We start from the raw sequence: 25,174 nt of genomic DNA on the forward strand, positions 1-25,174 counted from the left end.
CGCGCGAGCTCATCGCCGGGCCAGCGCGCGGCCGAAGTCCCCGGTGTAGGTGCGCAGCCCCTGGTGCGCCAGGCGCGAGCGCGCATCGGCGAACACCTTGCCGCCCACCGCCTGCCAGCGCCGACAGAAGGCGTAGTCCTCGCTCAGGTAGCGCCCGTTGCCGGGTTCGGCCATGACATCGAAGAAGCGGTAGTGCGGCCAGGCGCGCGAGGCCGGGTCATCGGGATGCGCGTCGGGCGTGTAGCGCAGTTCGGGACAGGCCGCCGCGATCCGCTCGAGCACGCTGCGCGCAATCAGCATGAAGCCGGTGGGTGCGTCCAGCACTTCGAGGAAGCCGTCCTCGTCCACCGCGCCAGGCGCCTGCAAGGCATTGGCCGGAAAGCGCGCATGTGCCGCCTCGAACTGCTCGCGCGTGGTACCGGCCGGCAACGGCGCGTGCAGCCCTTCGGCCGGCCAGCCCTCGCTCTTCACCGGATAGACCCCGGCCACCACCTCGCGCCCGGCCAGCAGCAGGCGCAGCGCGGCCTCGGGCTCGAAGCCGATGTCGGCATCGATCCAGAACAGATGGGTCCAGCGCGCATCGGCCAGGAATTCCGCCGCGAGCCGGTTGCGTGCGCGCGGGATCAGGCTGTCGCCGTCGAGAAAGCGCGTCTGCATCGCGAAGCCGTGGGTCCAGGCCAGATTCACGAGCCCGAGCAGGCTGCGCACGTAGATCGAACTGAGCGCGCCGCCGTAGCTCGGCGTCGCGATGAAGGGACGAATGTTCTTCAGGGCGGAGGAGTCGAGCATCGGCGCATTGTGGGCTGTGGCGGCGGGGACGGGAAGGTGGTGCTGCGTTCAGCAGCGCAGGAATGCGCCGGACGTGATGCCCACCGGGCGATCCGCGAGCCTGTGTTAGTCCTGGCCAAGGCCTGGTTCCATCTCGCGTCGGCTGGGGGGAAACATCGACGAGATTTCACGCCACGCTTTCTTGCCCGCCTTCGTCTTGGCGTCCTTGTTCATCTTCGTCTCGACGTCCTTGCCGATATTCAGGAAGCGCAGGCGGAACTCGAACATGCGCACCATTTCGCCTACGGCATGGTCGGCACGACGCTTCGGATAGAACCTGCACGGAGACGAATCGCCCGCAAGGCTGATGAGCGCTTGTGCCGCTTCCGCGTGCAGCTCCACCTTTCTGATCGGATCATCGACTTGTCCCATCCATATGAACATGTCGCGTCCCAGTTGCTCGTCGCTCAGCATGGCGCGCAAGACGTTTTGCAAGTCGTCGTCCGACAGCAAAGGCTTGTCATCCACTTGAATTTGTAGCATGGCATCCAGGGCCTCCTGAGCCCAGGGGAACTTCAATCGATGCAACAGTTCATCCGCCCCGCCGCGCAGTCCGTCTGCGGCGGCAGCATCGATCGCAATCGCTCCCATCATGAACATGGGTTCTTTCAAGAATGCGGTCTTCGTAGCGAGCATGATCCACAAAAATCTCCACCCGCGGGCCCACGGATGGACGTGCTGGACTTGGCCAGCAGAGAGGTTGAAAAACATTCTCCAACCTTCCAACTCCTTCAAGGCGGTCAACGGCCGCCCGTCCAAGACTTGCTCGATACGAGCTTTTCCACCATCCTCAAGCCGCACTGTGGTCTTGATTGCCGGCAAAGCGGGACCCAGGTCGACGCGATGCGCGAGTGCGTTGAACAACAAGGCTTTGTTGGCGTTGTTCCATTTGCCGTTCAAGAAGCCGTCCATCGCGGCTTCCGCGACCAGCTTTTGACCCTCATCCATCTTCAAAACGACGTCGAGCTCCGGGGAAAGCTCGGCCGTGCAGAGCAGCGGCAACGCATTGATCATCAGCGTGGGGATTGCGCCGACGATGTCCGGTTTGGGCTCTCCGACTATCCACTGGATGGCCCACTGCGGGTCTTCCGGCATCGGAAAGACGATTGAAAGAATCGTGCCGGCGAATTGCGAGCATTCCGGGTCGCCGGTCGCGGCGAGCACCACGGCCATCTGCAGCGCGACCGAACGCTGCTCTTCCTGCTCGACATCCGTGCTCATCTCTGCCAGCACCATGAAGCTGAAAGGCCGCAGCTCGGCCTTGTATCCGGCCACTGCGAGCTTGTCGATCACGGCCTCGGAAAGTCTCTCGCGTGCCGGGTTGCCGAACTCCGGGTACGGCCAGTCACGAATGAGAAGCGCGGCCGTGCGCAAGTCATCAGTGTCGACAGCTCGCCGAAAGTCGTCGGCGAACTGGATGAGCGTGTCTGCAGGCTTTTCGACCGTGTTGCCGGTCTTGCCTACTACCGAACTCAGAAAGCGGCCCCTCGGGATTCGATCCTGCGTTGCCAGGACCACCAGGAGCGCGCCCTTGTGGGCCTGATAGACCGATTCGTCCCACCGCACAAGCAGCCTGCTCACCGCGCTCATGATGTGGAATCTCAGCCGGTCGGCGTCGCTTTCGCCGAGCTGGTCGCTCAACGCTGCAAGCCCAAGCAGGTGGGTCACGCACACGCCAGGGGACTCCTTCGCCGCCGCCTGCACCACTGCAACGCGCAGGACTTCGTCTCGCACGATGTCCGGGCAGCCGTTGACCAGGTCGCGTGTCAGTTCCGGCAGCCGAGCCATGCCTTTCAGCTTGGCGGCGAATTCCTTGAGTTCACCTTCGTCTGCGCCAGGCGATAGCTCGTCCACGGCGAGACAGATCATGGACATCATCGTCGCTGCGCGGGGAAGATTCGTGTTTAGCGGATTGGTGGTTTTGAGCTCGTCGACGACCGATAGGAGCAAGGGGATTTCCACGAGGCATTTGGCCGTACCCAGCTCCCGACCGCATTCCAGCGTCAGGCGCACGGCCTCGACGAGCTCGTCGCCGCTCAGCTTGCTGAGCATCTGCACGGTGAGCCGTGGAAGCAACGTCGCCACGCCCTTCCTTGTCGCTGGCGAGCACCACGGCCACAGGCCGCGCACCTCGCCATATTTTTTGCTGCCCAACGCTTCGTGGGCCGCGGCGTCCAGCGCCCTGTCCAGGGGCTTGCAGACTTGTGGATCATCGCTGCTCCTCCAACGGTTGACGCGCTCGCTTCCACACAGCTTCAGCAGCTTGAGGCGCACCGACGGCTCGCACATACGAAAAACTGTGCATGCTGCCACGAGGCGATCCGCGTCCACGAGGATGACGATGGCTTCGGCAACGTGGTCCAGTCCCTTCTCGCCAAGCCTCGAAAGCACAACGATGCGGTCGCCCACGATCTTCACGCCGGTGACCTGTCCCAGCAGCGACTGCACACGCCCCCATTGACCGGCGCAATCCTTTTTCGTCAGAAACGGAAGTGGTTTGGTCACATGCGTTCCGCCTTTGCCCTGCCGTGGCGAAACGACTGGCAGAGGGCTTGTCTCGACTGTTGAACGCTTGGTCGATTCGGCCGACTCGGTCGGGACAACGCTTTGCCTCTTCCCAAATAGCGTGGAGAAACGGTTCCGGTTCACGGTAATTGCCAATCTGAGTAAGTTGGAAATGTGAAGCGCTTGCAAGCAAGCCGGCTTCTGCTGAGCTCAGCAGCGCAGGAATGCGCCCCAGCCGATCTCGGCCAGCCCGACGCCGGCGTGCGGCAACGGATCGGGTGGCTCGGGATGGAGGCGGACGGTCCACGACTCGCCGGTTCGTTTGAATGCATCCATCACCCCGGCCCATTCGCCCGGATCGCCGGGGATGGCCGCAAGGATCATGGACAAGGTCAGCAAGCCCGTCTGTCGATGAACGTCGACAGCCCAGTGCGCACCTTCGCCCGTCCAACGCGCCATGATGTCCTGCACGTGGCGCGGCTCGTCTTCGTCGAAGTCGCGATCCTCGTCGGCTTCCACGACGGCCTGCAGCAACTCGGCGCGCACGTAGCCTGCGCCGGCGAACAGTTCGACCCGGCCGTCCGGCAGCATGGCGGCGTGGACCTGCAGGCGCCCTTCCGCCTCGAACACGAGGCTGCCCTCGACGCTGACGCACGTTGGCGCCTGCTGGATCGAAGCAAGATACAAATCGAGGCTGTGACCTAATAGAGCCGTCATCTTGGTGTCGCTCCTCTGGGGAATGGTTATGCCGCTGAGTAACGGATCTTTCGCTTTGGTTCCATCACGGCGGAAGATGACGTGACTCGGCGAAGAAGGCCGCGATCCATGATGCGTGCCCTGATCCAGCCTGAAATCGGAGAGCCATGAGACGTCGATGCCCCCCAAGGATGAATTGCCGCCCCGGTCCAAGCGAGGCAGAAGCGCCCCTGGCGGGGCACGCCTCGTGAGCGCCGTTCCGGACAAGGTGGACGAAGCGATCGCCCCACCCGCCCGCGTCGGCTTCGCCGAAGCCTTCCGCTTCTGGCTCAAGCTCGGCTTCATCAGCTTCGGCGGGCCGGCAGGGCAGATCGCGATCATGCACACCGAGCTGGTGGAGCGCCGCCGATGGATCAGCGAGAAGCGCTTTCTCCATGCGCTGAACTACTGCATGCTGCTGCCCGGCCCCGAAGCCCAGCAGCTGGCCACCTACATCGGCTGGCTGATGCACCGGACCTGGGGCGGCATCGTCGCGGGCGCGCTGTTCGTGCTGCCCTCGCTGTTCATCCTGATCGCGCTGTCATGGATCTACCTGCGCTTCGGCGACGTCCCGGTGGTGGCCGGCCTCTTCTACGGCATCAAGCCGGCCGTCACGGCGCTGGTGCTGCACGCGGCGCACCGCATCGGCACGCGGGCGCTCAGGAATCCCTGGATGTGGGGCATCGCGGCGGCGGCCTTCGTGGCCATCTTCGCGTTCGACACGCCGTTTCCCGCGATCGTCGTCGCGGCCGGGCTGATCGGCCACTTCGGCGCGCGCCGCGCACCCGCGGTCTTCGCGCTCGGCGGTGGCCACGGGAACGGACAGGAGCGCTACGGGCCGGCGCTGATCGACGACGACACGCCGACACCGCCTCACGCGCGCTTCTCGCGCGGCCGGCTGGCAAGGCTGCTGGCCGTCGGAGTCGGGATGTGGGCGGTGGCCATGGGCGCGCTCGTCGCGACGCAGGGCCTGCAGGGAACGCTGACGCAGATGGGCTGGTTCTTCACCAAGGCGGCGCTGCTGACCTTCGGCGGCGCCTACGCGGTGCTGCCCTATGTCTACCAGGGCGCGGTCGAGCAGCACCACTGGCTGTCGGGCGCGCAGATGATCGATGGCCTGGCGCTCGGCGAGACGACGCCGGGACCGCTGATCATGGTGGTGGCCTTCGTGGGTTTCGTCGGCGGCTGGCTGCGGCAGGTGCTTGGGCCCGAGGCGCTCTTTCTCGGCGGTGCGCTGGCAGCCACCGTCGTCACCTTCTTCACCTTCCTGCCCTCCTTCGTCTTCATCCTGGCCGGCGGTCCCCTCGTCGAGGCCACGCACGGCAAGCTCGGCTTCACCGCGCCCCTATCGGCGATCACCGCGGCGGTGGTGGGAGTCATCCTGAACCTGGCGCTGTTCTTCGCTTACCACGTGCTGTGGCCGCAGGGCTTCACCGGCCGCTTCGATGGGGTGTCCGCCCTCATCGCCGTGGCCGCGGCCGTCGCCCTCTTCCGCTTCAAAATCGGCGTGATGCCGCTCCTCGGCGCCTGTGCGCTGGCTGGGCTCGCCGTCACGTTGGGCCGGGGCTGAATGCGGGTAGGGATGACCGCTTTCCGAACCTCAGTGCCCCGCAACGATCCCCCGTTGCGTGAGCCCCGCGATGTCGTCATCGGTATACCCGGCCTCGCGCAGCAGTTCGCCCGTGTGCTCGCCCAGCAGCGGCGGCTGCAGCCGGATGCCCGGCCGCTCGCCGGCCAGGGTGAAGGGCATCAGCGGCACCTTCGATTCGCTGCCGTCGTTCATGCGCACCGGCGCCAGGCCGCCGGTGGCGTTGAGGTGCGGGTCGTCGAAGAGCTCGTGCGGCTTGGCGATGGGCGCAAAGGGCAGCTCATTCTTCTCGAACACGGCGCTGAGCTCGGCCGCGCTGTAGCCGGCGAGGTGCGAGCGCAGCACGGGCATCATCCAGTCGCGCGCGAGCACGCGGTCGTTGTTGGTCTTCAGGCGCGGGTCGGCCAACATGTCCTCGAGGCCGAAGGCCTTGCAGAAGATGGTCCACTGCTTGTCGCTGACCGCGGCCAGGAAGATCTGCTCGCCGTCCTTGACGGTGAAGACGTCGTACACCGCCCAGGCGGAGATGCGGCTGGGCATCGGATCGGCCGCCTTCCCCGTCGCCGCGAACTGCATCATGTGCTGCGCGACCAGAAAGATGTTGTTCTCGAACAGCGCCGACTGCACCTCGCAGCCCTCGCCGGTCTGCTCGCGCTGGCGCAGCGCGGCCATCGCGCCGATGGCGCCGAACATGCCGCCCATGATGTCGTTGACGCTGGTGCCGGCGCGCAGCGGGTCTCCGATGCGCCCGGTCATGTAGGCCAGGCCGCCCATCATCTGCACCACCTCGTCGAGCGCGGTGCGGTGGTCGTAGGGGCCGGGCAGGAAGCCCTTGTGGCTCACGTAGATGAGGCGCGGGTTGAGCTTCTTCAGGCTCTCGTAGTCCAGGCCCAGCTTCTTCATGGTGCCGGGCTTGAAGTTCTCGCTCACGATGTCGGCGCCGGCGATCAGGCGCAGCGCGGCCTCCACGCCCTCGGGCTGCTTGAGGTCGAGCGCGATGCTCTTCTTGTTGCGGTTGAAGGTGGGAAAGAAGCCGGCGCCGGAACCCAACAGGCGCCGCGTGGCGTCGCCCTCGATGGGCTCGACCTTGATGACCTCGGCGCCGAGGTCGGCCAAGAGCATGCCGCAGGTGGGGCCCATCACCATGTGGGTGAACTCGACGACGCGGACGCCGGCGTAGGGGAGTTGCTTCTCCGTGCTGTCAGACATGTGCAGTTCCTTGAACGAAGCCCTTGGGCAGCCCGGCCTCGGGCGTCATGCCGTAGACCGGTTCGCCCGGCAAGCCGGCGATGAGCGGCGCGCGGGCCGCGATGAGTTTGGCGATGTCGATGCCGGTGGCGACGCCCATGGCCTCGAACATGAAGACCAGGTCCTCGGTCACCACGTTCCCTGAAGCGCCGGGCGCATAGGGGCAGCCACCCAGGCCGCCGAGCGAGGCATCGAAAGTGCGCACGCCCTCCTCGTAGGCCGCGAGGCAGTTGGCGAGGCCGAGGCCGCGGGTGTTGTGCATGTGGGCCGCGCCGGCCTTGTCGCCCAACTCGGTGCGCAGGCGCCTGAAGAGCCGCCGCACCTGGGCCGGGTTGGCGTAGCCGACGGTGTCGGACAGGCCCGATTCGTCGGCTCCAGCTGCCACGCACTGCACGGCGAGGCGGATCACCTCGTCCTCCGGCACCTCGCCCTGCAGCGTGCAGCCGAAGGCGGTGGAAATGCCGGCCTCGAGCTTGACGTGCGGCGCGATCTCGCGGCGCAGTTGCGCGATGGCGCGCACCTCCTCGACCATCTCCTCGCGCGTCTTGCGCACATTGGCCAGCGAGTGGGCAACGCTGGCCGACACCGGCATGGTGAGCTTGTGCACGCCGGCGGCGAGCGCGGCCTCGGCGCCCTTGCGGTTGGGCACCAGCGCCATGACGGTGAGGCCGGGCAGCGTGACGGCATGGCGCACCACCTCGGCGGCATCGGCCATCTGCGGCAGGAGGCGGGCCGGGACGAAAGAGGCGACCTCGATCTCGCGCACGCCGGCGGCGTGGAGGGCATCGATCCAGCGCAACTTGTCGGCCGTGGGCATCGTGGCCTTGACGGACTGCAGGCCGTCGCGCGGGCCGACCTCGCTGATCAGCACATCGGGGCTTGGCATCGGGCTTGTCTCCTGGGGAAGGTCTTGGGGAGGCATGAACTTGACAGTTCTATCTAACAGAACTAAATTCTGTGTTACAGAATTAGACCACGCAGCCCCCTCGACTGTCAAGCCAGACCCATGCCACGCAAAGCCCAGACCGAGTCGGTCTCAGATCTCAACGCCGCGCCCGGCGGGGCCGCAGCGGTCGACCGCGCGCTGAGCCTGCTGTCTTCCTTCCAGGCCGGCGACGAGGCGCTGAGCCTGGCGCAGTTCGCCGAGCGCACGCAGCTCTACAAGAGCACCGTTCTGCGCCTGCTCGCCTCGCTGGAGCACGCGCGCCTGATCCGCCGGCAGGAAGACGGCCGCTATGCGCTGGGCATGGAGATCGCGCGGCTGCACGGCCTGTACGCGGCCTCGCTCTCGCTCGACCGCATCGTGCCGCCGGTGCTGCGCGAGTTGGTCGCGGTCACCGGAGAGAGTGCGGCCTACCACGTGCGGCAGGCGCAGGGCGATCATTGGGCGCGGCTTTGCCTCTACCGCGTCGACTCGCCGCACGTGGTGCGCGACCACGTGCGCGCCGGCGACCTGCTGCCCAACGATCGCGGTTCAGGTGCGCGCATCCTGATCGCCTTCGGACCCGAGGCCGAGCGCCCGCGCGGCGCGAAGGAGCGCAAGCTCTACGACGCCATCCGCGCACAGGGCTACTGCGCAATGGTCGGCGACCGCTCGGCCGAGTTGGGAGGCATCTCGGCGCCGGTGTTCCATGCCGATGGCCAGCTGGCCGCGGCGCTCACGCTGACCATGCCGGCGCATCGCTACGACGAGCGGCACATCGGTCCGGTGCGCGAGGCCGCGCGGGGGCTCACGGGACGGGTCTAGGGCCCGTCATTCCCCGGCATGCACCGACTCGATGAGGTTGTTGCGCATCGTCACGATCGTCTTCTGCAATCGCACGAACTCGTCCGGCGCCAGGCCCGTCGCGTGGGCGAGGCTCACTTCCCTGGTCTTCTCGCGCAGCCGTCGACCGCTCTTGGTCACGCTGATTCGCACCTGGCGCTCGTCCGCAGGATCGCGCTGCCGCTCCACATAGCCCATGGCCTCGAGCTTCTTCAGGATCGGCGTGAGCGTGTTCGATTCGAGAAACAGTTTTTCGCCCAGACTGCCGACGGTCTGATCGTCCTGCTCCCAGAGCGCGACGATGGTGATGTATTGGGTGTAGGTCAGCCCAAGCTTCTCGAGCAGCGGCTTGTAGGCCTTGCCGAAGGCCAGGTTCGCGGAGTAGACCGCAAAGCACAGGTAGTCCGAGAGCTTCAGATCCTCGGGGATGGTTGTCTTGTCGGTGGATTTCATTTGCGTCCTCTTTGCCGGAGACCCGCGTCTCGTCTGAGCTGAACTATAAATCGCATGCGATCGTATCGCAAGAATGCGAACCCTTTCCGCAGTTCCGGGCGTCTGCTGCAGCAACAGCCCCGCAGACCGTGTCTGCGGGGCTGTTCAGGTCAGAACGCGGAGGGCGTCAGGTGACGACGTTCAGCGCCACGTCGATGTTGCCGTGCACGGCCTTCGAGTATGGGCAGATGTCGTGCGCCGCGTGGGCGATGGCGTCGGCGACTTCCTGCGCCACGCCCGGCACGCGCACATCGAAGCGCGCTTGAATGAAGTAGGCCTTGCCGGTCTGACCCAGATCGACCTGGATGTCGACCGAGAGATCGGCCGGCAGCGCCACCTTGTTCTGCTTGGCCGCCAGGCCGAGCGCCAGGATGTAGCAAGCCGACCAGGCGCCCGCGAAGAGCTGCTCCGCGGTCGGGTGCGCCTGAATGGCCGAGAACACGTGCGCGGGGTTCGCGTCGCCGGGCGACGAGAGCCGGATGTCGACGCGGTCGCCAGGGCCGCTGACGAGGGTGTGGGTCTTGCCTGAGGCCAGGACTTTTTCGATCTTGCTCATGGGTTGTTTTCCTTAAGGTTGGGAGAGGCTGACGTTAAACAACGAATGCGATTACATCGCATGCGACATCATGGAGATGGAGAAGCTTGGAAATGGACGTGAATGCCGCGTCTGATTCACGAGCCGACGACGTTCAGGGCCACGTCGATGTTGCCGTGCACGGCCTTCGAGTACGGGCAGATTTCGTGCGCCTCGTGTGCGAGGGCCTCGGCCACCTCCTGCGCCACACCCGGCACGCGGACATCGAAGCGCGCTTGAATGAAGTAGGCCTTGCCGGTCTGGCCCAGGTCGACCTGGATGTCGACAGAGAGATCGGCCGGCAGCGCGACCTTCTTCTGCTTGGCCACCAGGCCGATCGCCGAGATGTAGCAAGCGGACCAGGCGCCCGCGAAGAGCTGCTCCGCGGTCGGGTGCGCCTGGACGGCCGAGAACACGTGCGCGGGGTTCGCGTCGCCGGGCGACGAGAGCCGGAGGTCGACGCGATCGCCAGGGCCGCTGACGCGGGTGTGGGTCTTGCCCGAGAGGAGGACTTTTTCGATTTTGCTCATGATGGTTCCTTGAAGTTGAGGTGGTGAGATTGTCAAAAACGTATGCGCTATGATCGCATGCGATTTATCTATCATATCAGAGTATCAGCTAATCGCATACGAGTGCAGCGGATGCGATGGAATGGATGATACGCACGAGCGAGCTGAATCCACGGTAATTTGTCACAGGCCGGCTGCGCCCTTTTCACGTGCGGCACGACCCCGGGCGAGATAGGCGATCTATTCCGCCTTGAAGCCCGAAGCCTTGATGGGCGCTTCCCAGCGCTTCAGGTGCGCCGCCTGGACGGCCGCCAACTCGGCCGGCCCGGCATGCGCCGGCACCAGGCCGAGGTTGTAGATGCGCTCCTGGATCTCGGGCGCGCGCAATGCGTCGGCCACGGCGCGGTCGATGCGCTGCACCAGCTCCGGCGGCATTCCGGGCGGGCCGTAGAGCCCGAAGAAGGCGTCGGCCGTGATATCGATGCCGGACTCCTTGAGCGTGGGGACATCCGGCAGCGCCTTGCTGCGCTGCGCGCCGGTGACGGCCAGGATGCGCACTTTGCCGGCGCGGTGGTGCTCGATGGTCTCGACCGCCGTATCCACCATCAGCGGCACCTGCCCACCGATCAGGTCCTGCGCGGCCGGCGCGCCGCCGCGGTAGGCCACATGCGTCATCGGCACGCCGGCCGCCTGCGAGAGCAGCAGGCCGGCGAAATGCGGCACGGTGCCGGCGCCCGAGGTCGCGTAGTTGGCCTTGGAGGGGTTGGCCTTCATCCAGGCCAGCACGGTCTTGAGGTCGCCCGCCGGCGCGCCGGGCCCGGCGGTCACCGCGAAGTCGAAAGTGCTGACCAGCGAGATCGGGGTGAAGTCCTTCGCAGTGTCGTAGCCCAGGTTCGCATAGAGCCAGGGATGGATCACCATCGCGCCGCTGGGCGAGAAGATGAGCGTGCTGCCGTCCGGCACGGAACGCTTGAGCTCCGACAGCGCCAGCCGGCCGGCCGCGCCCGGCTTGTTGTCGACGATCACGTTCTGCGCGAGCGAAACGCGCATCCGGTCGGCCAGCAGGCGCGCCACCACGTCGGCCGAGCCGCCGGGCGGGAAGCCGACCAGGATGCGGGTGTTGCGCTCCTGCGCCAGGGCCAGGGGCATGGCGAGCGCGCCGGCGGCGAGCGCAGCGAAGTGGCGGCGTTTGATCAAGACGGTCTCCTCGGGTTGTTGTTCGGTCTCTTCTGCGTTCAGCGCGCGGGCGCGTGGTCGCGCAGCGCGGCCAGCACGGCCTCGTTCTGCTCGGGCAGGCCGACCGTGATGCGCAGCCAGTGCGGCAGGCCGTAGTTGTCGAGCAGCGCAACCTCGATGCCGGCGGCCAGCAGGCGTGCATGCACGGTGCGGCCCTCGCCGACCTGCGCCATCAGGAAGTTGCCCGCGGAGGGGATCGAGGCGAGGCGAAGCTCGTGCAAGCCCGCCTCGAGCCGCGCGCGTCCGGCGATATTGAGCTGGTAGCTGCGCGCCAGGAAGGCTCCGTCGCCCAGCGCCGCCGCCGCCGCGGCTTGCGCCGGCGTGCTGACGTTGAAGCGCGGCCGCTGCACGTTCAGCCGCGCCGCCAGCGCATGCTGGGCAACGCCGTAGCCGATGCGCAGGCCGGCCAGCCCATAGGCCTTGGAGAAGGTGCGCGCGACGATCAGGTTGGGGAAGCGCCGCACCCAGGCGATGCTGTCGTAGCGCTGCCCCGGCGCGAGGTACTCGCCGTAGGCCTCGTCGAGCAGCACCGTCACCTGAGGCGGCACCGACTCCAGGAAGGCGAGCAGTGCGTCGGCCTCGATGAAGGTGCCGGTGGGGTTGTTGGGATTGGCGACGAAGACCAGCCGCGTGTCCTCGCCGATGGCAGCGCGCATGGCGCCGAGGTCGTGGCCGAAGTCCTGCGCGGGCACCACCGTGCTGCGCGCATGGGCATGCGCGGCCGCCTGCCCGTAGACCACGAAGCCGTACTGCGAGTAGACGACATGCTCGCCCGGCTTCACGCTGACCTGGGCCGCGAGTTCGAGGATCTCGCTGGAGCCGCTGCCCAGCACCAGCCAGTCGGCCGGCACGTCGAGCCGCGCCGACAGCGCGTGCTTGAGCGCCGTGCCGTTGCTGTCGGGGTAGTTGCCCGCGCCCTGGAGCGCGGCGGCCGCGGCGCGGCGCGCGGACTCGGGCATGCCGAGCGGGTTTTCGTTGGAAGCCAGCAGGATCATCGCGAGGGCCGATTTATTTAAGAAGTTAAATGTATGGAGCGCTTGCAGACTGCCTATCAGGGCCTACCCTTTGGCTTGTGCCCTTGCCGGCCTCGGCGCGGACGATTACCTCCAATTTGGTCATTGATCAATCGCTCCTGAGGCTCTTACTCATCAACGAGGTATCGAATAAAGTCACCGACTGCATTCTTCCGTCTTGAATTCAAGGAGTAGATAACCATGACCGCCCGCACGACCGTCCACGGCCTCCAGGTCGCCACCGAGCTCCATCGCTTCATCGAAGACCAGGTGCTGCCGGCCACCGGCGTCGCCGGCGATGTCTTCTGGAAGGGCTTCGACGCCATCGTCGGCGATCTCGCGCCCAAGAACATCGCGCTCCTGGCCGAGCGCGACCGGCTGCAGTCGGAGATGGACGCCTGGCACCGGGCCCATCCCGGCCCGATCACGGACATGCCGGCCTACCGCGCCTTCCTCGAAAAGATCGGGTACCTGCTGCCGCAGCCCCAGGGCGTGAAAGCCACCACGGCCAATGTCGACGCCGAGCTCGCGCTGCAGGCCGGCCCGCAGTTGGTGGTGCCGATCCTCAATGCCCGCTATGCGCTGAACGCTGCCAATGCGCGTTGGGGTTCGCTCTACGACGCGCTCTACGGCACCGACGTCATCCCCGAGACCGGCGGCGCCGAGAAAGGCAAGGGCTACAACCCGGCGCGCGGCGCGAAGGTGATCGAGTTCGCGCGCGAGGTGCTGGACCAGGCCGCGCCGCTGGCCAACGGCTCGCACAAGAATGCGACCGGCTACGCCGTCAAGGACGGCCAGCTGATGGTCGCGCTGCAGAGCAGCAGCACGCCGCTGGCGAACCCCTCGCAGTTCGTCGGCTACCAGGGCGACGCGGCGGCGCCGGGCTCGGTGCTGCTCAGGCACAACGGGATCCATCTCGACATCCGGATCGACCGCAACACGCCGATCGGCAAGACCGACGCCGCGGGCATCAGCGACGTGGTGCTCGAAGCCGCGCTGTCCACCATCCTCGACCTGGAAGACTCGGTGGCGGTGGTCGATGCGCAGGACAAGGTGCTCGCCTATTCCAACTGGCTCGGCATCCTGCAGGGCACGCTGACGGAGGACGTGAAGAAGGGCGACAAGACCATCACCCGCGGCTTGAACCCGGACCGCGAGTACACCGGCGCCGGCGGCCAGCCGGTCAAGCTGCACGGCCGCTCGCTGATGTTCGTGCGCAATGTCGGCCACCTGATGACCAACCCGGCCATCCTCTACGGCGAGGGCAAGGAGATCCCCGAGGGGATCATGGACGCGGTGATCACCACCACCATCGCCACGATCGACCTGAAGCGCAAGGGCAACTCGCGCACCGGCAGCGTCTACATCGTGAAGCCCAAGATGCACGGCCCGGCCGAGGTGGCCTTCGCCAGCGAGCTCTTCGGCCGTGTCGAGCAGATGCTGGGCCTGCCGGCCAACACGGTGAAGCTGGGCATCATGGACGAGGAGCGCCGCACCAGCGTCAACCTCAAGGCTTGCATCGCCGAGGCGGCGGCGCGGGTGGCCTTCATCAACACCGGCTTCCTGGACCGCACCGGCGACGAGATGCACACCGCGATGCGCGCCGGCCCGATGCTGCGCAAGGGCGACATGAAGACCACGCCCTGGATCCAGGCCTACGAGAAGAACAACGTGCTGGTGGGCCTCTCGTGCGGCCTGCGCGGCAAGGCGCAGATCGGCAAGGGCATGTGGGCCATGCCGGACCTGATGGCCGCCATGCTCGAGCAGAAGATCGGCCACCCGAAGGCAGGCGCCAACACCGCCTGGGTGCCCTCACCCACCGCGGCCACGCTGCATGCGCTGCACTACCACCGCGTGAACGTGGCCGAGGTGCAGAAGGAGCTGGAGAAGATCGACGCCGATGCGGAGCGCGACAACATCCTCGCCGACCTGCTGAAGGTGCCCGTCGCAGCCGAGGCGAAGTGGACGGCGCAGGAGCGCCAGCAGGAGCTGGACAACAACGTGCAGGGCATCCTCGGCTACGTGGTGCGCTGGATCGACCAGGGCGTGGGCTGCTCCAAGGTGCCGGACATCCACAACATCGGCCTGATGGAAGACCGCGCGACGCTGCGCATCTCCAGCCAGCACATCGCCAACTGGCTGCTGCACGGCGTGGTCACGAAGGAAGAGGTCGACGCCACCTTCCAGCGCATGGCGGCGGTGGTGGACCAGCAGAACGCAGGCGATGCGCTCTACCAGAACATGGCCGGCAACTTCGGCACCTCGGCGGCGTACAAGGCGGCGCAGGAGCTGGTGTTCAAGGGCGTGGAGCAGCCGAGCGGGTACACCGAGCCGCTGCTGCATGCGTGGCGCTTGAAGGTGAAGGCCGGGCAGGCCTGACGCGCCATGCCGGCCACCAGGGAAGAAATCGCAGCCTTCATCGCACGCGAGTTTCCGCAAACGAAGTGCGCTGTCCTCGAAGCCGGCAATGCCGGCGCGACCGTGGCTCACGAGGTGGGCCCCGCCGAGTTGCGGCCCGGAGGCACGGTCTCCGGGCCCGTTCTCATGGCCACGGCCGACGTGGCGCTCTACGTTGCGATCCTCGCTGAGATCGGCATCGTTCCCTTGACGGTGACGACCAGTCTGAACATCAACTTCCTTCGCAAGCCGGAGGCGGGGGCACGCGTCATCGGCGTGTGCAAGCTCATCAAGCTGGGGCGCTCCCTGGCGGTGGGCGAGGTCAGCCTGTACTCGGAGGGGCGCAGCGACATCGTTGCCCATGCCGTGGGGACGTATTCCATTCCGGCACGGGCAACATGAGCCACGACACGAGGTCTCCACGTATGCGCAATGAATCAACCGACGAGCGAGCGTTCATCCATTCACGGCTCATCGATGCGCCGCGCGAGCGCGTCTTCAAGGCTTTCTCCGAACCCGAACACCTCGCCCGGTGGTGGGGTCCCAACGGGTTCACCAGCACCTTCCAGACCTTCGAGCTTCGGCCCGGTGGCCATTGGCGCTTCGTCATGCATGGGCCCGACGGCGCCGACTATCCAAACGAGAACGTCTTCATCGAGGTCGTGGCGCCGGAGCGGCTGGTACTCGATCACCTCTCCGAGGACCACCACTTCTTGATGACGATCACCTTCACGCCTCAGGGAAACAAGACCCTGGTTGGCTGGCGGCAAGTGTTCGACACCCCGGCTCACAAGGAGCGTATAGCGGGCGTCGTGGCCGAAGCCAACGAGCAGAATCTGACCCGCCTTGCCAATGAGGTCCTCAACGTCACGTAGGCGGTGCCATCACAAGCATCATCGGGTTGAAGCTGGCAGCATCTGCCTGAAGCACGTTGGCCGTCATGATCACGACACCGTTCGTCAGTCACGTCACCCTGCTCCGGGACAGGGTCGCGTCCTTCGATCGCTACCCGTTCAGCCTCCCCGCGGTGAAGGGCCTCGACCGCTTGGAGTTGCATCCAAAAATGACGGTTCTCGTCGGCGAGAACGGATCCGGCAAGTCAACGCTGCTCGAGGCCATCGCTGTGTCGCTCGGCTTCAATCCGGAAGGCGGCACCAAGAACTTTGCATTCGGTACGAGAGCATCTCACTCCGAGCTGCACGAATTCCTTCGCGTAGCCAAAGGCATTCGGCGGCCTCGCAACGGCTTCTTTCTGCGCGCCGAAAGTTTCTTCAATGTCGCAACAGAGATCGAGCGACTCGACGAGGAACCATCCTTCGGACCGCCGGTCATCAGTTCCTACGGTGGTCGGTCGCTTCACGAGCAGTCGCATGGGGAGTCTTTCCTCGCTTTGCTCACGAACCGCTTCGGCGGCCAAGGCCTGTACTTGCTTGACGAGCCTGAGGCTGCCCTGTCGCCTCAGCGCCAGCTCGCAGCGCTCTCACGCATTCACGACCTCATACTCGATGGATCGCAGTTCGTGATCGCCACACACTCCCCGATCCTGATGGCCTATCCCGATGCCCGGATCTATCAGTTGGCGAGCGATGGCATTGCGCCGATAGCGTACGAAGACACCGAGCACTTTCAAGTGACGCGGGACTTTCTCGCCGATCCGGCGAGAATGCTGCGCGTCCTTTTCGAGCGCGAACCAGATGACGCCTGACCCGTGGCGAGCGATGACATGACAGAAGGCGATCAGCCTCTTCGAACATGCATTGAATGCAAAGGCTCTCGCGCAGTGACGCCTCTCAACGCTCGTCGCCAAGTCGCGCCTGCGCCTTCCGACGGCTGAGCCGCCGCTTGGCAGCGGCGTAGACAATCCGGGTCCCGAATTGCAACGGAACTCCGCACATGACTCCCTCGCACCGCCGCCCCCAGGTCTGCGTTCTCGGCAGCGCCGAACCTGGCTCTGCTGCCCATGAGCTGGCAGGTGAAGCCGGGGCGCTGCTGGCACGCCTTGGCATCACCGTCGTCAGTGGCTGCGGAAGCCCGGCAACCAAGGTCGCCGCAGAGCGCGCCATCGAGGCCGGCGGCCTGGTGCTCAGCATCGTCCCGCCCGATGAGATGCCTCCGCCGGACTGGCCTGCGACGGTGGTCATCCCCTGCGGCATGGGCGATGCACGCAACCTGCTCATGGCGCTTGCCGGAGACGCATGCATCGTCATCGGCGGGCGAGCAGGCACGATCTCCGAAGTCTGCCTGGCCTGGCTCCACAAGCGGCCGTTGCTGCCGCTGGTGGGCTGCGGCGGCTGGTCCGATGCACTGCCGTCGAATCCTCCGGATGAGCGGCAGAACTCACCCATCCTGCCTTGGGGCTCGGTCGCGGAGCTCGAGGCCCAGCTCCGGGGCCTGGGTCTGGTTCGGGCTCCGTAGCGGGCGCATGAAGCGCTCAGGGCCGATCGAAGGGCCGGTGCCCTTACCCCCGCCGTCTCCCAAAGGGAGAGGAAGTCAAACGGGGTCCGAGGTCTCGGGACGCGCTCGCGCGGCGGCCAGCGTTCGCTTCACCTCCGCCGGATCCATCCCGTACATCTCCGCGAACTCGGCGACGCTGCGCCCGCTGGCCTCGAAGGCCCGGCGCAACGCCTCGCGCTTGGCGTTGCGCGCGCCCAGCTCGGCGAAGGCCTCGTCGAGCACGGCGTTGGCGGTCTCGTCGTTGCTGCGCACGACGAGCATGTAGTCTTCGCGCGAGAGGCCCGAGGCCTCGATGGCCTCCATCAGGCGCGCACGCAGCTGCGGGCGCAGGTCTTCGGCGCTGCGCGCCTGGCGCCGGCGGAACACCTCGAGGATGGCGTGGTGCACATGCTCGGGGGCCACCGGGTCGACCGGCACGGCGTTCAAGTCATGGCGCTGCTTGCCCGAAGCCACGGCCTCCAAGTAGCGGGTCGAGCGCGCATGCAGGCCGAGCGCGATCTTCAGGTCCTCGCGCTTGAATTCGTCGGGGTGCAGCGCCAGCAGGTCCTCAAACACGCCGAGCTTGAGCGGCAGGAAGCGCGCGCCGAACATCTTCGGATAGAGCTCGAAAAGGCGCTCGAGCACAGGATTCACCTTGCGTGCCGGCGATGGCGCGCCCTTCGGCGCCTGGGCCTGCCGGGCCTGGGTCTTCTTCTTGCGGCGTGCGGGGGTGCCTTCCTTCTCGGCGGCGGTCGGTGCGGGAACGGTGTCGGTCATCGAAGCTTTTTTCTGCAAAACGGTTGCCCGGACTGTAATGCCGCGCCGGACCCTCGTGGTCTCGCTCCTACAGGACGCCGCGCCGACCACCGACCCGGCAGGCGCAAACGGAGCGCCTAAGTTGGACGCAGTCGGTCACCGAGCCGGCATTTCCCTTTGCACCTCAGCACCCTCAAGGAGTCATCAATGAACGCACGCAAGCATCTTCTCGCCGTCCTAGCCCTGGGCGCCAGTGGCTTCGCCTTTGCCCAGAGCACGGCGCCGACGGTCTCACCGCCCGCCACGACACAGCAGAGCCAGGCCGGCACCCCGATGGAATCGAGCACCGTAGCCCAGGCCAGCCCCAGCCAGAGCACAAGCCCCGGCACGACGACCCCGAGCCAGGCGCCCGCGGCCATGCCCTCGACGACCCCCGACACCAGCAGCACGCCAGCGGCGCAACCGCAGACGACAGAGCCGATGCGCCCCGCCCGCGCGGACCGCAACTGAGGACTTGGCGACCCAAGCAAGCAGCCGGGCCGCGTGCCCGGCTCTTTCGTGCCGCCCTGAGCCCATGCCCCGATGATGAAGAAACTGCTCGCGCAAGCCCTCCTCGGCCTCGCGGCGTGCGCCGCTTCGGCCGCGCCTGAAACGCCACCAGACATCCAGCGCTTCGCCCAGCGCGCGGTGGCCTCGGGCGACAGCGTGCAGCGCCCCTTCGCGGTGGTGGACAAGCGCCAGGCGCGCGTGTTTGTCTTCGGCGCCGATGGCCGCCTGCGCGGCACGGCACCGGTGCTGCTGGGGCTCGCCCACGGCGATCGCTCGGTGCCCGGCATCGGCGAGCGCCAGATGTCGGAGATCCGCCCCGAAGAACGCATCACACCGGCCGGCCGCTTCGTGTCCGAGCCGGGACGCAACCTGCAGGGCGAGGACATTACCTGGATCGACTACGGCGCAGCGGTCTCGATGCACCGCGTGCGCGCCACCAATCCGGCTGAGCGCCGGCTGGAACGCCTGGCGTCGCCCGGCGTCGACGACAACCGAATCTCTTACGGCTGCATCAACGTGCCGGCCGATTTCTACGACGCGCAGCTCAAGCCCGTCGTCGGTGCCGCGCGCGGCGTGGTCTATGTGCTGCCCGAGAGCGGGCCGGTTGGCGCGCTGTTCGAGTTCGCGGCCGACCCGCACTGAAGGCGCTCAAGATCGCTGCGCCGCCTCGGCCTCGGCGCGCAGCCAGCGCACGAAATCCTGCGCATCCGCATTCCCGGCCGCGCGGCGCGAGCTCTCGATGAAATAGGCCCGGCGCGAAGCCACATCCGTGCCGAAAGGCGCCACCAGGCTCCCGTTCTCCAGCAGATCGCGCAGCAGCGGCAGGCGGCCGATCACCACGCCTTGGCCGGCCACCGCGGCCCCGACCGCGTCGGTGTACTGGGTGAAGCGCAAGGAATTCTTCATGCGCAGCTCGGTGAGCCCCATCACCTCGAGCCAGGGCTCCCAGTCGACCGTGGGAGCCTCGCTGTGCTTGGGCACATCGATGGTCAGCAGCGTCTGGTCGACCAGGTCGTCGGGCGAGCGCAGCTGCCCGGCGATGCTCGGCGCGCACAGCGGGATCACGGACTCCTCGAAGAGCGCGGGCCCGGTGCCGCGCTCGATGGGCACGAAGCGCACCGCCACGTCGATGCGGCTGCGCTCCAGGTCCAGCACCTCCAGCGTGGCCGACAGCCGCACGTCGACCCGCGGATGGTCCGCGGTGAAGCGGGAGAGCCGCGGGATCAGCCAGAAGGAAGCGAAGCCCGGCGTGCAGGTGATCGCAACTTGGCGCAGCATCGGTGCCGCCCGCAGCCGGGCGGTGGCGTCGCGCAGCCGCTCCAGGCTTTCGACCACCGCGCGCTGCAGCACGGCGCCGGCCTCGGTCAGCGCCAGGGCGCGATGGCGGCGCTCGAACAGCAACACGCCCAGGCTGGCCTCGAGCTGCTGGATTTGCCGGCTGACGGCCGATTGTGTGAGGAAGAGCTCGCCCGCCGCCTGCGTGAAGCTCAGCGTGCGGGCCGCGGCCTCGAAGCTGCGCAGCAGCTCCAGCGGCGGCAGCTCGGCGCCCGCGGGCAGGGGTTTCGCATTCTCTACACGCATGCTACGAGTTCCATTTGACCGTGTGACTACGGCTCTCTGGCTCACTATATTCATTCCAGAGCCGAATGCAAAAGGAGTCCGCCATGAACACCGCTACCAGCCGTTTCCACCTGAGCCTGGCCAAGCGCACCATCTTCACCCTGCCCGACGCCGCCGGCGTGGGCATCGAATGCCGCAGCGGCAGCGTGTGGGTCACGCTGGACCACGATCCGCGCGACATCGTGCTGGCACCGGGCGAGCGCTTCGAAGGCGACCAGCACCGGCGCATGCTGGTGTCGGCGCTCGAGCCCTCGTGCATCACCGTCTCGGGCTCGCGGCCCGCGGCGCTGCCGGTGCGGGAAGAGCCCGCGCGGTCGCCTTGGCGACTCTGGCCCCACGGGATGTCCCCGGCTTGACCTTGCAGCCCCGGGCGTTGAACCATCGACGCTCGTGGCCCTGACGCAGCGACGCCGTCACCCCAGGTGACGGCGTTTTGCTTTTGGTTGCGCCGGCCATGGCTTTTTCTTCCCCGGACAAGGACATCACATGGCAGAGGCATACATTGTGGCCGCGACGCGCACCGCCGGCGGCCGCCGCGGCGGCAGGCTGGCGGGCTGGCATCCGGCCGACCTGGCGGCACAGGTGATCGACGCACTGGTCGCGAAAAGCGGCATCGACGCGGCGGCGGTGGAGGACGTCATCCTCGGCTGCGTCAGCCAGGTCGGCCAGCAGGCCAGCAACGTGGGGCGCAACGCGGTGCTGGCGTCGAAGCTGCCCGAATCGGTGCCCGGCACTTCGGTCGACCGGCAGTGCGGCTCTTCGCAGCAGGCACTGCATTTCGCGGCGCAGGCCGTGATGTCGGGCAGCATGGACGCGGTGATCGCGGGCGGCGTCGAGAGCATGACGCGCGTGCCCATGTTCACGCCCAACGCGCTGCCGGCCAAGGCGGGCCTGGGTGGCTACACCAGCCCGGCCATGCAGCGCCGCTACCCGGGCGTGGAGTTCAGCCAGTTCACCGGCGCCGAGATGATCGCGAAGAACTACGGCATCACGAAGGAGGCGCTGGACCGCTATGCCTTCGAGACCCACCGGCGCGCGATCGCCGCGACCCGCGAGGGCGCCTTCGCCGGCGAGATCCTGCCGGTCGAGGCGCGCCTCGCCGACGGCAGCGCCGCGGGCGAGATGCACGCCGTGGACGAAGGCATCCGCTTCGATGTCACGCTGGAGGGCATCGCCGGCGTGAAGCTGATCGCCGAGGGCGGCCGCTGCACCGCCGCCACGGCCAGCCAGATCTGCGATGGCGCCAGCGGCGTACTGGTGGTCAACGAACGCGGGCTGAAGGCGCTGGGCGTAAAGCCGCTTGCGCGCATCCATCACATGAGCGTGCTGGGCCACGACCCGGTGATCATGCTGGAAGCACCCATTCCCGCCACGCAGCGCGCACTGCAGAAGGCCGGCCTGAAGATCGAGGGCATCGATCTCTACGAGGTCAACGAAGCCTTTGCGCCGGTGCCCATCGCCTGGCTGCAGGCGCTGGGCGCCGACCCGGCTCGGCTCAACGTGAACGGCGGCGCGATCGCGCTGGGCCATCCGCTGGGCGCCTCGGGCACCAAGCTCATGACCACGCTGGTCCACGCACTGGGCCAGCGCGGCAAGCGCTATGGGCTGCAGACCATGTGCGAAGGCGGCGGCATGGCCAACGTGACGATCGTGGAGCGGCTCTGATGGCCGCCGTCCTCTGGGAAGCCAAAGAAGGCTTGGCGACGCTGACGCTGAACCTGCCGGCCAAGCTCAACCCGATCGCGCTCGACCTGCAGCACGAGCTGCGCGCAGCGCTTGCCCGCGTGCGCGAGGACCGCGGCGTGCGCGCGGTGGTCCTCACCGCCGCCGGCAAGGCCTTCTGCGTGGGTGCGGACCTGAGCGCGATGCGCCCGCCCGAAGCCAACGAGACGCTGGGCGACCAGACGGCGAAGTGGATGCAGTCGGTGAGCAACCCGCTGATCGAGGAGCTGCGCGCGCTGCCGGTGCCGGTGGTGTGCGCGGTCAACGGCGCCGCCGCGGGCGCCGGCGTGGGCCTCGCGCTGGCCGGCGACGTGACGATCGCGGCGAAGAGCGCCTACTTCTACCTGTCCTTCCTGCCGAAGCTCGGCATCGTGCCGGACCTGGGCTGCACCTGGATCATTCCGCGGCTGGTGGGCCCGGCGCGCGCAATGGGCATGAGCTTGCTCGACGAGCGCCTGGGCGCCGAACGCGCGGCGCAGTGGGGGCTGATCTGGGCCTGCGTGGAAGACGATGTGCTGCTGCTCGAGGCGCAGCAGCTCGCGCAGCGCCTGGCGCGCTTGCCCGCGCATGCGGTGATCGAGGCGCGCCGCGCCTTCGAGGCGTCGGCGCGCCACACCCTGCCCGAGCAGCTGCACTACGAAAGCGAGCGCCAGCGCGAGCTCCTGAACCGTCCCAGCTTCGCCGAGGGCGTCGCCGCCTTCCTGCAGAAGCGCGCGCCGGAATTTCCGGGGAGACAAGCATGATCGAACGCACCCTCTTCACCCCCGACCACGAGGCCTTTCGCGACAGCTTCCGCCGCTTCATGGACAAGGAGATCGCGCCCTTCCACGAGGACTGGGAATCGCACGGCTATGTCGACCGGGCGCTCTGGAACAAGGCCGGCGAGAACGGCTTTCTCTGCATGTCGCTGCCCGAGGAACACGGCGGCGCGGGCGCCGACCTGCTCTATTCGGTGATCCAGTTCGAGGAGCTGTGGGCGCGGGGCTTCACCGGCGTCGGCTTCGGACTGCACAGCGAGATCGTGGCGCCGTACATCCTGCACTACGGCACCGAGGCGCAGAAGAACAACTACCTGCCGAAGCTGGCGAGCGGCGAGATGGTGGGCGCCATCGCGATGAGCGAGCCCGGCGCCGGCAGCGACCTGCAGGCCGTGCGCACCGCGGCGCTCAAGCAGCCCGACGGCAGCTGGCGGCTCTCGGGCAGCAAGACCTTCATCACCAACGGCTGGCATGCGGACCTGGTGATCGTGGTCGCCAAGACCGACCCCGAGGGCGGCGCCAAGGGCACCAGCCTGTTCCTGGTGGAGCGTGGCATGCCGGGCTTCGAGAAGGGCCAGCGGCTGAAGAAGCTGGGGCTGAAGGCGCAAGACACTTCCGAGCTTTTCTTCAACGACGTGCACCTGCCGGCCGACGCCCTGCTCGGCGGCGAAGCGCAGGAGAACCGCGGCTTCGTCTGCCTGATGGAACAGCTGCCCTGGGAGCGGCTGCAGATCGCGATCAGCGCGGTGGCCGCCTCGCAGGCGGCGATCGACCACACCGTCGCCTACGTCAAGGACCGCAAGGTCTTCGGCCAGCCCGTGGGCGCCTACCAGAACACGCGCTACACGCTGGCCGAGCTTCAGACCGAGGTGCAGGTGGCGCAGGTCTTCGTCGACAAGTGCATCGAGCTTCTGATGGAGCAGAAGCTGGATACCGCCACCGCCAGCATGGCCAAGTACTGGACCACCGACCTGCAGTGCAAGGTGATGGACGAGTGCGTGCAGTTGCACGGCGGCTACGGCTTCATGTGGGAGTACCCGGTGACGCGCGCGTATGCCGATGCGCGGGTGCAGCGCATCTATGGCGGCACCAACGAGATCATGAAGGAGGTGATCACGCGGGCCATGGGGCTGCCGGGGCGCTGAAGCGCTGGCATCCGGCGGGGGCCTGCGGGAGAATGCCCGCATGCCTACCCTCAATGCCTTCTATGCCCAGTCCGGGGGCGTCACCTCGGTGATCAACGCCTCGGCGGCCGGCGTGATCGAAACCGCGCGCCGGCACGCCGACCGCATCGGCACCGTCTATGCCGGGCGCAACGGCATCCTCGGCGCGCTGGCCGAGGACCTGATCGACACCGGCCTCGAATCGGCCGAGGCCATCGCGGCGCTGCGCACCACGCCCGCGGGCGCCTTCGGCTCCTGCCGCTACAAGCTCAAGTCGCTGGAGAAGAACCGCCGCGAGTACGAGCGGCTGATCGAGGTCTTCAAGGCCCACGGCATCGGCTACTTCTTCTACAACGGCGGCGGCGATTCCGCCGACACCTGCTTCAAGGTGAGCCAGCTGTCGCAGTCGATGGGCTATGCGCTGCAGGCCATCCATGTGCCCAAGACCATCGACAACGACCTGCCGCTGACCGACTGCTGCCCCGGCTTCGGCTCGGTCGCGAAGTACGTCGCCGTGTCCACGCTCGAGGCCTCGCTGGACGTGCGTTCGATGGCCGCGACCTCGACCAAGGTCTTCGTGCTGGAGGTGATGGGCCGCCATGCGGGCTGGATCGCCGCGGCCGGCGGGCTGGCGGCGGACCACGGCATCCCGGTCGTGATCCTGTTCCCCGAGATCCCCTTCGACCAGCCGGCCTTCCTGGCGCGGGTCGATGCACTGGTCAAGCACCACGGCTACTGCACGGTGGTGGTGTCGGAAGGCGCGCACCATCCCGACGGCAGCTTCCTCGCCGAGCAGGGCAGCAAGGACGCCTTCGGCCACGCGCAGCTCGGCGGCGCGGCGCCGGTGGTGGCGCAGATGGTGAAGGAGGCGCTGGGCTACAAGTTCCACTGGGCGGTGGCCGACTACCTGCAGCGCTCGGCGCGCCACATCGCCTCGGCCACCGACGCGCGGCAGGCCTACGAACTCGGGCAGCGTGCCGTGGAGCTTGCGCTCGAAGGCAAGAACTCGGTGATGCCGACCATCGAACGCACCTCCGACACGCCGTATGCCTACCGCATCGGCAGCGCGCCGCTGGACCAGGTGGCCAATGCCGAGAAGTTCATGCCGCGCGACTACATCTCGCCCGACGGCTACGGCATCAGCGACAAGGGACGTGCGTATCTGCTGCCGCTGATCCAGGGTGAGGACTATCCCGCCTACCGCGACGGGCTGCCGGTGTACGTGACGCTGCAGAACCATCCGGTCGAGAAGAAGCTGCCGGCCTTCGAGATCGCAAAGTGAT

Annotated in this window: 26 protein-coding genes; 14 read left to right on the forward strand and 12 right to left on the reverse strand. The window is 67.2% G+C overall.

Going from position 1 to position 25,174, the window contains the following annotated elements; translation table 11 throughout:
- Positions 1–9 precede the first annotated feature (9 nt).
- From GXN78_RS10095 to GXN78_RS10105, 3 genes are all read right to left on the reverse strand, one after another.
- Positions 10–789 carry a hypothetical protein gene (locus GXN78_RS10095; protein WP_106558940.1) on the reverse strand — a complete coding sequence of 260 codons (780 nt, stop codon included), beginning with the start codon at positions 787–789 and terminating at the stop codon, positions 10–12.
- Positions 790–894: 105 nt separating this feature from the next.
- Positions 895–3,333, reverse strand: coding sequence for a hypothetical protein (locus GXN78_RS10100; protein WP_146163111.1), 2,439 nt, complete (start codon positions 3,331–3,333; stop codon positions 895–897).
- Between the two features lie 210 nt (positions 3,334–3,543).
- Complete coding sequence (locus GXN78_RS10105) at positions 3,544–4,218, reverse strand: hypothetical protein (RefSeq protein WP_146163112.1); 675 nt, start codon at positions 4,216–4,218, stop codon at positions 3,544–3,546.
- 58 nt (positions 4,219–4,276) lie between these two features.
- On the opposite strand from GXN78_RS10105, the gene chrA reads away from it, so the two are divergent.
- Positions 4,277–5,638, forward strand: a complete 1,362-nt coding sequence (gene chrA, locus GXN78_RS10110; RefSeq protein ID WP_239142660.1) for a chromate efflux transporter — start codon at positions 4,277–4,279, stop codon at positions 5,636–5,638.
- A gap of 30 nt (positions 5,639–5,668) precedes the next feature.
- On the opposite strand, the gene GXN78_RS10115 is transcribed toward chrA, so the two are convergent.
- Both GXN78_RS10115 and GXN78_RS10120 read right to left on the reverse strand, forming a co-directional pair.
- Positions 5,669–6,865 carry a CaiB/BaiF CoA-transferase family protein gene (locus GXN78_RS10115; RefSeq protein ID WP_106558944.1) on the reverse strand — a complete coding sequence of 399 codons (1,197 nt, stop codon included), beginning with the start codon at positions 6,863–6,865 and terminating at the stop codon, positions 5,669–5,671.
- Positions 6,858–7,790 (reverse strand): hydroxymethylglutaryl-CoA lyase, encoded by a 933-nt coding sequence (locus tag GXN78_RS10120; RefSeq protein WP_106558945.1) that lies wholly within the window; start codon positions 7,788–7,790, stop codon positions 6,858–6,860. Before GXN78_RS10120 ends, GXN78_RS10115 begins: the two co-directional genes overlap by 8 nt.
- Before the next feature lie 120 nt (positions 7,791–7,910).
- Between GXN78_RS10120 and GXN78_RS10125 the strand changes: the two genes are divergently transcribed.
- Positions 7,911–8,651, forward strand: coding sequence for an IclR family transcriptional regulator (locus tag GXN78_RS10125; RefSeq protein ID WP_106558946.1), 741 nt, complete (start codon positions 7,911–7,913; stop codon positions 8,649–8,651).
- A 6-nt stretch (positions 8,652–8,657) separates the two neighbouring features.
- Here the strand turns inward: GXN78_RS10125 and GXN78_RS10130 are convergent, their stop codons facing one another.
- The 5 genes from GXN78_RS10130 to hisC form a co-directional block, all read right to left on the reverse strand.
- The gene (locus GXN78_RS10130) at positions 8,658–9,122 is read right to left on the reverse strand and encodes a MarR family transcriptional regulator (RefSeq protein ID WP_106558947.1); all 465 of its coding nucleotides are present in this window, start codon (positions 9,120–9,122) and stop codon (positions 8,658–8,660) included.
- A 166-nt stretch (positions 9,123–9,288) separates the two neighbouring features.
- Complete coding sequence (locus GXN78_RS10135; RefSeq protein WP_106558948.1) at positions 9,289–9,717, reverse strand: Ohr family peroxiredoxin; 429 nt, start codon at positions 9,715–9,717, stop codon at positions 9,289–9,291.
- A gap of 116 nt (positions 9,718–9,833) precedes the next feature.
- Positions 9,834–10,265: an Ohr family peroxiredoxin gene (locus GXN78_RS10140; protein ID WP_106558949.1), complete on the reverse strand. Its 432-nt coding sequence runs from the start codon at positions 10,263–10,265 to the stop codon at positions 9,834–9,836.
- Between the two features lie 219 nt (positions 10,266–10,484).
- Positions 10,485–11,441: a Bug family tripartite tricarboxylate transporter substrate binding protein gene (locus GXN78_RS10145; RefSeq protein ID WP_308812426.1), complete on the reverse strand. Its 957-nt coding sequence runs from the start codon at positions 11,439–11,441 to the stop codon at positions 10,485–10,487.
- Positions 11,442–11,479: 38 nt separating this feature from the next.
- Complete coding sequence (gene hisC, locus GXN78_RS10150; RefSeq protein WP_106558950.1) at positions 11,480–12,475, reverse strand: histidinol-phosphate transaminase; 996 nt, start codon at positions 12,473–12,475, stop codon at positions 11,480–11,482.
- Between the two features lie 219 nt (positions 12,476–12,694).
- Here hisC and GXN78_RS10155 point away from each other — a divergent pair, with 219 nt between their 5' ends.
- The 5 genes from GXN78_RS10155 (at position 12,695) to GXN78_RS10175 (ending at position 17,305) form a co-directional block, all read left to right on the forward strand.
- Entirely contained in the window at positions 12,695–14,872 is a 2,178-nt protein-coding gene (locus tag GXN78_RS10155) for a malate synthase G (RefSeq protein ID WP_106558951.1), read from the forward strand.
- 6 nt (positions 14,873–14,878) lie between these two features.
- Complete coding sequence (locus tag GXN78_RS10160; RefSeq protein WP_106558952.1) at positions 14,879–15,292, forward strand: PaaI family thioesterase; 414 nt, start codon at positions 14,879–14,881, stop codon at positions 15,290–15,292.
- 23 nt (positions 15,293–15,315) lie between these two features.
- Complete coding sequence (locus GXN78_RS10165; protein WP_106558953.1) at positions 15,316–15,765, forward strand: SRPBCC family protein; 450 nt, start codon at positions 15,316–15,318, stop codon at positions 15,763–15,765.
- A 65-nt stretch (positions 15,766–15,830) separates the two neighbouring features.
- The gene (locus GXN78_RS10170; protein WP_106558954.1) at positions 15,831–16,595 is read left to right on the forward strand and encodes an AAA family ATPase; all 765 of its coding nucleotides are present in this window, start codon (positions 15,831–15,833) and stop codon (positions 16,593–16,595) included.
- Positions 16,596–16,783: 188 nt separating this feature from the next.
- Complete coding sequence (locus tag GXN78_RS10175; protein WP_106558955.1) at positions 16,784–17,305, forward strand: Rossmann fold nucleotide-binding protein; 522 nt, start codon at positions 16,784–16,786, stop codon at positions 17,303–17,305.
- A gap of 75 nt (positions 17,306–17,380) precedes the next feature.
- Here GXN78_RS10175 and GXN78_RS10180 read toward each other — a convergent pair whose 3' ends face one another.
- Complete coding sequence (locus tag GXN78_RS10180; RefSeq protein ID WP_106558956.1) at positions 17,381–18,100, reverse strand: ProQ/FINO family protein; 720 nt, start codon at positions 18,098–18,100, stop codon at positions 17,381–17,383.
- Positions 18,101–18,286: 186 nt separating this feature from the next.
- Between GXN78_RS10180 and GXN78_RS10185 the strand changes: the two genes are divergently transcribed.
- Both GXN78_RS10185 and GXN78_RS10190 read left to right on the forward strand, forming a co-directional pair.
- Entirely contained in the window at positions 18,287–18,589 is a 303-nt protein-coding gene (locus GXN78_RS10185) for a proteophosphoglycan ppg4 (protein ID WP_106558957.1), read from the forward strand.
- A gap of 75 nt (positions 18,590–18,664) precedes the next feature.
- A complete protein-coding gene (locus GXN78_RS10190; RefSeq protein ID WP_239142814.1) occupies positions 18,665–19,270 on the forward strand; it encodes a L,D-transpeptidase in 606 nt (201 codons plus the stop codon).
- Between the two features lie 6 nt (positions 19,271–19,276).
- Here the strand turns inward: GXN78_RS10190 and GXN78_RS10195 are convergent, their stop codons facing one another.
- On the reverse strand, positions 19,277–20,209 hold the full coding sequence (locus GXN78_RS10195) for a LysR substrate-binding domain-containing protein (protein WP_106558958.1): 933 nt from the start codon (positions 20,207–20,209) through the stop codon (positions 19,277–19,279).
- 83 nt (positions 20,210–20,292) lie between these two features.
- Between GXN78_RS10195 and GXN78_RS10200 the strand changes: the two genes are divergently transcribed.
- From GXN78_RS10200 to GXN78_RS10220, 5 genes are all read left to right on the forward strand, one after another.
- Positions 20,293–20,604, forward strand: coding sequence for a DUF2917 domain-containing protein (locus tag GXN78_RS10200; protein ID WP_239142661.1), 312 nt, complete (start codon positions 20,293–20,295; stop codon positions 20,602–20,604).
- 130 nt (positions 20,605–20,734) lie between these two features.
- Complete coding sequence (locus GXN78_RS10205) at positions 20,735–21,913, forward strand: acetyl-CoA C-acetyltransferase (protein WP_106558960.1); 1,179 nt, start codon at positions 20,735–20,737, stop codon at positions 21,911–21,913.
- Positions 21,913–22,713, forward strand: a complete 801-nt coding sequence (locus GXN78_RS10210) for an enoyl-CoA hydratase-related protein (RefSeq protein WP_106558961.1) — start codon at positions 21,913–21,915, stop codon at positions 22,711–22,713. Before GXN78_RS10205 ends, GXN78_RS10210 begins: the two co-directional genes overlap by 1 nt.
- Positions 22,710–23,873, forward strand: coding sequence for an acyl-CoA dehydrogenase family protein (locus GXN78_RS10215; protein ID WP_106558962.1), 1,164 nt, complete (start codon positions 22,710–22,712; stop codon positions 23,871–23,873). The genes GXN78_RS10210 and GXN78_RS10215 overlap by 4 nt, the downstream gene beginning before the upstream one ends.
- A 40-nt stretch (positions 23,874–23,913) precedes the next feature.
- Complete coding sequence (locus GXN78_RS10220) at positions 23,914–25,173, forward strand: 6-phosphofructokinase (RefSeq protein WP_106558963.1); 1,260 nt, start codon at positions 23,914–23,916, stop codon at positions 25,171–25,173.
- Position 25,174 lies beyond the last annotated feature (1 nt).

The organism is Variovorax sp. WS11, assembly GCF_010499245.1.
GTDB lineage: Bacteria > Pseudomonadota > Gammaproteobacteria > Burkholderiales > Burkholderiaceae_C > Variovorax.